The 7,867-nt window shown below is 50.3% G+C and carries 8 protein-coding genes; 7 read left to right on the forward strand and 1 reads right to left on the reverse strand.

Annotated elements, in window-relative coordinates:
- Positions 1-68: 68 nt before the first annotated feature.
- Positions 69-995 carry a glycosyltransferase family 2 protein gene (locus tag NW807_RS08040; protein ID WP_414425788.1) on the reverse strand — a complete coding sequence of 309 codons (927 nt, stop codon included), beginning with the start codon at positions 993-995 and terminating at the stop codon, positions 69-71.
- Positions 996-1,351: 356 nt separating this feature from the next.
- Between NW807_RS08040 and NW807_RS08045 the strand changes: the two genes are divergently transcribed.
- The 7 genes from NW807_RS08045 (at position 1,352) to NW807_RS08075 (ending at position 7,803) form a co-directional block, all read left to right on the forward strand.
- On the forward strand, positions 1,352-2,185 hold the full coding sequence (locus NW807_RS08045; RefSeq protein ID WP_414425782.1) for a glycosyltransferase: 834 nt from the start codon (positions 1,352-1,354) through the stop codon (positions 2,183-2,185).
- Positions 2,139-2,489: a hypothetical protein gene (locus NW807_RS08050; protein ID WP_414425783.1), complete on the forward strand. Its 351-nt coding sequence runs from the start codon at positions 2,139-2,141 to the stop codon at positions 2,487-2,489. Before NW807_RS08045 ends, NW807_RS08050 begins: the two co-directional genes overlap by 47 nt.
- Positions 2,490-2,595: 106 nt before the next feature.
- Entirely contained in the window at positions 2,596-3,033 is a 438-nt protein-coding gene (locus tag NW807_RS08055; RefSeq protein WP_414425784.1) for a hypothetical protein, read from the forward strand.
- Between the two features lie 29 nt (positions 3,034-3,062).
- Positions 3,063-4,244 carry a glycosyltransferase gene (locus tag NW807_RS08060; protein ID WP_414425785.1) on the forward strand — a complete coding sequence of 394 codons (1,182 nt, stop codon included), beginning with the start codon at positions 3,063-3,065 and terminating at the stop codon, positions 4,242-4,244.
- Complete coding sequence (locus NW807_RS08065) at positions 4,198-4,548, forward strand: hypothetical protein (RefSeq protein WP_414425783.1); 351 nt, start codon at positions 4,198-4,200, stop codon at positions 4,546-4,548. The genes NW807_RS08060 and NW807_RS08065 overlap by 47 nt, the downstream gene beginning before the upstream one ends.
- A 106-nt stretch (positions 4,549-4,654) precedes the next feature.
- Positions 4,655-5,083 (forward strand): hypothetical protein, encoded by a 429-nt coding sequence (locus NW807_RS08070; RefSeq protein WP_414425786.1) that lies wholly within the window; start codon positions 4,655-4,657, stop codon positions 5,081-5,083.
- A gap of 26 nt (positions 5,084-5,109) precedes the next feature.
- Positions 5,110-7,803 (forward strand): TylF/MycF/NovP-related O-methyltransferase, encoded by a 2,694-nt coding sequence (locus NW807_RS08075; RefSeq protein ID WP_414425787.1) that lies wholly within the window; start codon positions 5,110-5,112, stop codon positions 7,801-7,803.
- Positions 7,804-7,867 lie beyond the last annotated feature (64 nt).

Raw genomic sequence — 7,867 nt, forward strand, 5'->3', positions numbered from 1 at the left:
CCGTGGCTCCCTGTGGGGAGCTTTTTTATTTCAGTTGCTCCAGTCTCCCTCAAGAGTAGGCAAGGGCTCTAGGCTAAACCAGTGAACTGGCGCGAGGACAGTAACTGTGATGGGTAGGAGATGCGAGTAAGAATACCCTTTTCGATGAGGTTCTGGTTGGTTTCAGGACTGCTGTAAAGTATGAACTCTTGATAAAGAGCTGCCATGCAAGTTCTATCTCCTGAGCAATAAGCGTCCCGTGAGGCCAAGTGAAAGGGAACCCGAATAGGATTAGACTTTGAGCGCCACCAGTAGTCGGGAAAGTTTCCCAGTTGAGCATACTTTTTATAGTAGTTTTGAAAGCCGCAGTTTAAGTAGTGCAAAATAGAGGGGAATGATGTTACCAAGGTATGACATTCTGGAATATCAAAGCTATGTACGCTATTGGGTAAGAGAGTGGGATGGATCCGAGCTGCTGACTTTCCATTCTGGTAAGCCAAAAAGTATTGACTCTTACTAGAGATCTTCTGAAACTGGGTATAGAATCCGGGATCCAAAATAGCAGGGTTTCTCTTAAATAAAGTGACCTCGCGGAAGTAGTCTTCGATCTCAAACGCTTCGGGAGCTGCTTCGTGGTTTAGAAACGTAACCTGGAATATATCGTCGCTTACTTGATCAAACCAATCCAAAGCCATTATCTGGCCAGGATAAAAAAGCTCATCTCCATCAATATGAAGAATCCAGTCCATGCCCTGATCCAGGGCAAGTTGTATAGCAGTTTCTACGTTAAGGATCTGACGAGCCATGACCTCATAGCCAACATGAGGGCCATATTTTGGGTAGAGAACATTCCCCAATGCTTGTTGGACTTGCAAAGCTTCATCGTTGGGAATAGCCGTTACATCGGAAAACTGAAGTGCCACCTGAATAGCGGGATCCTCTGGATCGTCAAAGAAGATATAAATATGGGCAATTCCAAGGGCAAGGTGATAGCGAATGAACGACTCCAAGCACACGCCTGGATCCCGAACAGTGGTAATTATGCAAACTCTGGCCATGGTGGAGCTGCAAGCCTTTAGGTGGATTGCTTGGCTCCTAGCCAAGTATTGATAGTGAAGCGGCTATCGGCAAAGGCTTGGCTAGGGCTAAATACCAGCAGGATCTCATGTAGGCAACTGCTGGAGGGGAAAATTATGACCTGTTTGACTTTGTGCAGCAATCTAAGCAGATTCCAGACAAGGGGTTTGACCTAGTTGTTGTTTGGACTTCGAGCTTCGACTCCAGCAATCCTCTTAATACCAAAAAGTTTGGCTGTCCAACTGTTTTACTGACTGGAGACACCCACCACTGGAAATTCCCCATCAACCATCTGTTGACCTACTGGATCACCGAAGGCTTAGACTATGTAGCTACTGCCTACAACCGCCAGCATTTGCACTGGTTTGCTGCAGCGGGTGTGGAAAACCTGGCCTGGTTGCCTCTCATCTCCTTGCACACTGTCAGCCACGAGTGGGTGGAAACTCGAGAAAATCAAGTTGTCTTCATTGGACAGAAAGGATCCCGCCATCCTAGGCGCTCCCGCCTGGTTCAAGCCATAAAGCGAGCGGAGTTGCCCATCCTCATCAAAACGGCCAACCGCCAAGAGGCAGCCAAATGGTTTGCCCATTCTCTGATTTCCTTTAACTGCAGCCAAAATGGGGATCTGAACTTAAGGAACTTGGAAGTGATTTCTGCAGGGGGCTTTCTGCTTACTGACCAGCTCTCCTTCGCCTCAGGATTGGACGAACTTTTGGCGCCCGGCACCTACTGCGACACCTACAACTCCGAAGCCCAACTCCTGGAGAAAATCCGCTACTACCTAGACCATCCCCAGGAGGCCATTCAAATTGCCCGCCGCGCTTATCACACTTTCGACCAACACTGGCATCCCCGCCACCGCATTCAGAACCTGCTGGACTGGGTGTTTGGGGGAGAGCTGCCGGAGCCCTTTCGTTACTCGCCCCGCTCTGATGTGCGCTACTTTGTCAGCACGGCCAGCTCTGCCTGGATAGACACACGACTAGGAATCTACGAGCCCATTCAAGCAAGAGCTGCATCGCGTGCAGGAGCGACTGAGGGTATTTGTTGGCCGAGGCTGTCCTGGGGTGATAGCCGCAGACTTGCTGGACTTGCCGCGGCTGGAGCTGTATGTGGAAGAAGGGTTTGAGGATCCCTGTGGTCTGCTGCAGCAGAAGGGAGTGCCCGAGCGAGTTCATGAGGTGAGAGGGGAGCCGAGCAGTTGGCCCAGCTTTGATGCGGTGGTGTGCACAGCTGAGGACTTGCAGCGGCTGGGGCGGCCTGTGAGGGCTAACTTTGCTTTTGTCTTGGCAGAGGACCACCAACTTCCTTTGGCCAATGCAAGTAAGTTAATGGAAGCAGTGTTGACTGGCTTTGACTTTGGCAAACTCAGGTTTTCGGTAAGGCTCTACCCAGACACCGTTTTTTACGAGAGGACGTATCTTTCTGTCTAGTCAGGTGCAGACGGTTATCGACATCGGAGCTGGGGTAGGCCTTGGTAGCGTTTGTTTTCGGGGTTTCTGCCCTGAGGCGGCCATTCATTGTTTTGAGGTGGATCCCTTGGCCTTGCACCTGCTGCAGCAGAATGCTCTTGGCCTGGGCAACTGCTTTGTGCATCCGGTGGGGCTGGCGGGGCAGAATAGCTGCAGAACTTGTCGCCTCTGGCCGGAGGATCCTCAAGCGAAGTGGGGAGTGGAGCAGCTGCTCCCTTTCCGGGAAGCCAGGGCAGCCCTCAAGGAGTTGGGTTTGGAGCCCATCGATGTGCTCAGGGTGGCTACAGGTGGGGATGAGGTGGAGGTATTGGCTAACCTGCAGCCGCAGCTTAGGGACATCAAGGTGATTTACGTGGAGTTTACTTCTGAGCAAGACCGCAAGCGGATTGACCAGATGCTGAATCCCTCTCATCTCCTCTGGCAGGGGGAGATTTCTCAAGGTAACTACGGGTGCTTATGTTATCTGAATAGATGCATATTCTACGAAAGCAGTGGTAATCTTTAGAAGGCAATCTTTAGGAAGCTCTGAGACTGATGAATCCTCGAGTTCTACTAGTTTGGACGACTCCACCTGATTATGTCCCACCTCTCACTCTTTCAGAGCGTCAAGTAACTCTATGTCCGAAAGGAAAGGTTAGAAGACAGATATTCGATTTTTTTAGTGTTCCAAAAAGCTTAGTTGAGTGTCCTGACAAAGACTTTGACCTCTATGAATTTGTCCAGTATTCAGATCAAGTCGAAGACAAAGAATTTGACTTGGTGATTGTCTGGACATCGAGTGTTGATCTGACTAGTCCTTTCAACACGAAAAAATTTGGCTGCCCAACTGTCTTGCTAGCCGGAGATACGCATCATCATGTGCTCCCTATCACCCACCTTCTAACTTACTGGGCCACTGAAGCCTTTGATTATATTGCCACCGCCTATGACCGACAGCACCTCCACTGGTTCGCAGCAGCAGGAGTTCAAAGGCTAGCTTGGCTGCCTTTCATTTCCGCTTGTCTCACCAGCTCCAGTTGGATAGAAAAGAAAGAAATTAGAGTTGCGTTTGTGGGTAACCTTAATTTTAACTCTTATCATTACAGACGTCTTAAGTTGATCATGTCCTTGAAAAAACTGGGTCTACCTCTACTTATAAAGACTCGAGTCCACAATCCTCAACTAATATTTGGTGGCTCGTTAATCTCTTTCAACTGCAGCCAAAATGGGGATCTGAACTTAAGGAACCTGGAAGTGATTTCTGCAGGGGGCTTTCTGCTTACTGACCAGCTCTCCTTCGCCTCAGGATTGGACGAACTTTTGGCGCCCGGCACCTACTGCGACACCTACAACTCCGAAGCCCAACTCCTGGAGAAAATCCGCTACTACCTAGACCATCCCCAGGAGGCCATTCAAATTGCCCGCCGCGCTTATCACACTTTCGACCAACACTGGCATCCCCGCCACCGCATTCAGAACCTGCTGGACTGGGTGTTTGGGGGAGAGCTGCCGGAGCCCTTTCGTTACTCGCCCCGCTCTGATGTGCGCTACTTTGTCAGCACGGCCAGCTCTGCCTGGATAGACACACGACTAGGAATCTACGAGCCCATTCAAGCAAGAGCTGCATCGCGTGCAGGAGCGACTGAGGGTATTTGTTGGCCGAGGCTGTCCTGGGGTGATAGCCGCAGACTTGCTGGACTTGCCGCGGCTGGAGCTGTATGTGGAAGAAGGGTTTGAGGATCCCTGTGGTCTGCTGCAGCAGAAGGGAGTGCCCGAGCGAGTTCATGAGGTGAGAGGGGAGCCGAGCAGTTGGCCCAGCTTTGATGCGGTGGTGTGCACAGCTGAGGACTTGCAGCGGCTGGGGCGGCCTGTGAGGGCTAACTTTGCTTTTGTCTTGGCAGAGGACCACCAACTTCCTTTGGCCAATGCAAGTAAGTTAATGGAAGCAGTGTTGACTGGCTTTGACTTTGGCAAACTCAGGTTTTCGGTAAGGCTCTACCCAGACACCGTTTTTTACGAGAGGACGTATCTTTCTGTCTAGTCAGGTGCAGACGGTTATCGACATCGGAGCTGGGGTAGGCCTTGGTAGCGTTTGTTTTCGGGGTTTCTGCCCTGAGGCGGCCATTCATTGTTTTGAGGTGGATCCCTTGGCCTTGCACCTGCTGCAGCAGAATGCTCTTGGCCTGGGCAACTGCTTTGTGCATCCGGTGGGGCTGGCGGGGCAGAATAGCTGCAGAACTTGTCGCCTCTGGCCGGAGGATCCTCAAGCGAAGTGGGGAGTGGAGCAGCTGCTCCCTTTCCGGGAAGCCAGGGCAGCCCTCAAGGAGTTGGGTTTGGAGCCCATCGATGTGCTCAGGGTGGCTACAGGTGGAGATGAGGTGGAGGTGTTGACCAGCTTGCAAGAGCAGCTCAAAGACATCAAGGTGATTTACGTGGAGTTTACTTCTGAGCAAGACCGCAAGCAGATTGACCAGATGTTGGATCCCTCTCATCTCCTCTGGCAGGGGGAGATCATAGCCGGTCAAAAGGGAGCTCTTTGCTACATAAACAGATTTCATCTTTTCGACAAGAAGTAAGGTCTTAGAGAGGAGAGATAGAAGTCATGAACTCAACTATCATCGTTACAGGTGCCGATAGCAACTTTTTTGAATTGGTTCAGGGAACTATCCTCTCTATCCGAGAGAAGCCCCAGGGACAATCTGTAGATATCGGATTTTTCGATGTAGGCTGCACACCGGAGCAGTTGCAATGGATAGGTCAGTATGTTGATCACGTTGTTGAGCCAGGTTGGAACTATGATCTTCCAGATGGCGATAGAAAGCCCAAGTACCTTAAGGCACTAGTTTCCAGGCCCTTCCTGCCTGAATACTTCCCAGGCTACGAAATTTACATTTGGATTGATGCGGATGCTTGGGTGCAAGACTGGTTTGCAATTGAGCTTCTTGCTTTGGGAGCAAAAGGAAAGGGCTTTGCAATAGTCCCAGAATTATTTGCTAAACACGGGGCCAGATCCTTAAGACATGCTTGGATAGCTGTGCAGTACAGCCTTTACTTTCACTACACTGATTTTGCCGGTTTAGAGATAGAGCCGTTACTAAATGCTGGTGTGTTTTCTGGGGCTAGGCAATCTCCTCACTGGCTGGCATGGAGCAGAAGACTGGGTCAAGCCATTTACAAACGCCTTGACATCCTTACAGATCAATTCGCTTTAAACTTAGCCATTTACAAAGACTTAGGTCTAGATAGAGTTGAGCTCCTGCCCCTGAGCTGTAACTGGCTAGCTAATTACCAAGAGCTTCTATGGGATTCCCAAAGGAAGCTCTGGGTGGATCCCTCCTTACCTCAGTCTCCCTTAGGCATTATACATCTTTCAGGCGAGAGCAAAACAAAGCAAACTCACACTGCACTTACAACCGAAGGTTTTAGGGTCGAAGTATACCTAAGCTACCCTACTAAGAAACTTACTTTAGTCAAGAGATACGACTACGTCTCGGCAAATCAGAAAAGAGTAAACCTTGACTACTGCTTCCCCTTTCTAGCCGCTATTGACCCATGGTCTCACCCCTGGCCTTTTTTGAGGAGGGAAGTTCCACATCTCTGGTATGCAGATCGACGTCAACCTGGTATTGGCTTTGTCACTCGGGACGAGGCGCACATCTTGTACAACACTGCACTTGAGTTCAAAGGAAAAAACGCCCTAGAAATTGGCTGCTGGCTAGGCTGGTCAACCGCTCACTTGGCAGCAGGAGGAGTTGCCCTTGATGTGGTGGACCCTGCTCTGGCTGATCCTCAAGTCTATGCAAGCGTTGATCAGTCTCTCCGCTCAGCTGGAGTCCGCTCCAACGTCAGCCTCTACCCTGGCTATAGCCCAGCAAAGGTAGAGGAGATCGCCAAGACAGAGAATCGCCGCTGGTCTCTGATTTTTATCGATGGAGACCACACCTCACCAGCCCCCTTGCAAGATGCTCAGGTAGCGGAGCGATATGCTGCCGACGATGCCTTAATCCTGTTCCATGATCTGGCCTCGCCAGATGTAGCCGAAGGTCTGAATTATTTGAGAGACAAAGGCTGGAACACGATGATTTACCAGACCATGCAAATTATGGGAGTGGCCTGGCGAGGCAATGTCAAGCCCGTTGAGCATATTCCAGACCCTGCTGTGAATTGGACATTGCCAGAGCACCTCAAGGACTATCCGGTCTGTAACCTTGAGTTGTCTTGGGTGCTAGAGAAAGTTAAATCTTTTACCTTGCTGGGCTTTGAGCGTCTTTGGAGCCTTTATTCACTGGCTAAGCAGGTTTGTGAAGAAGACATTCCTGGGAACTTTGTAGAATGTGGTGTTTGCAGGGGTGGAAGCTCAGCTTTGCTGGCCTGGGTGATTAAGAACTACAGCCGTCGACCTCGCAAGCTATATGCTTTCGATACCTTCTCAGGTATGCCTGATCCAACAGAGGTGGATCGAGATTATCGAGGAGTTGCTTCCAACGATACGGGTTTTGGATCCGGTGCTTTAGCGGCACCCATTTCGGAGAACTTAGAGGTGATTGCCAAGGAACTGGGAGTTTGGGATCTCATTGTCCCCGTGCCAGGGCTGTTTGCTGACACCTTGCCTGCCTATCGAGAGCAAGTGGGTGAGATTGCTCTGCTGCATGCAGATGCTGACTGGTATCAATCAACGATGGATATTTTTCATCATTTCTATGATCAGGTTCATTCCCAAGGATTCATCCAAATCGATGATTACGGACACTGGCAAGGATGTTGGAAAGCTGTTCATGACTTCGAGCAGGAAATCAGAGCCTTTTTTCAGCTCCATAGTGTCGATTACACAGGAGTTTGGCTGAGTCCTTCTGAGAACTGGCTAGTGGTTAGAGATGGCCTAACAGAAATCTCTAAATCAGAAAGGATCCGCTTGAGTAAGATCAACGTGGGCCTTTTCCCCTACTGGGAAATGGAGACAGAGCAGCTTATCCAAGAACTGGAGGGCTTGCTGGAGCCAATTCTGCGCAGTCCTCAGCCAGAAGACTATGCTCTGATCTTCCTAGGGGATCCGGATCCGCAACTGGCCAATCAAACTCTGGAGATAGCTGCAGGCAACATAGCTCTCAGGCTCATGGAAGAGGGGTTAGAGCTCAGTAGAGAGCCGTTCTGTTCAGTGGTAGCTGGCTTGAACCCCTATCAATGGGAGAGACTTATTCCCCAACTCAACTATCGCTATCCCTTGAAGCGGGAGCGCTTTCCCAAGGGATTACGGCCTGCTATTCAAAAGCTACCTGTGTTGCTGTTGGCCTCCTAGGGATCCATCTGTTGTCTTGAGTTACTTGGCTGTCTACAGGGCGTCTGGATCTACCCCTAGCTCT

Source organism: Synechococcus sp. R70.1 (assembly GCF_047461675.1).
Classification (GTDB): Bacteria; Cyanobacteriota; Cyanobacteriia; order Thermostichales; family Thermostichaceae; genus Thermostichus.

What these genes read in the sequence shown, in the direction of transcription:
- NW807_RS08060 (WP_414425785.1), top strand. Translation starts at nt 3,063, where the DNA reads ATGAATCCTCGAGTTCTACTAGTTTGGACGACTCCACCTGATTATGTC.
- NW807_RS08075 (WP_414425787.1), top strand. Translation starts at nt 5,110, where the DNA reads ATGAACTCAACTATCATCGTTACAGGTGCCGATAGCAACTTTTTTGAA.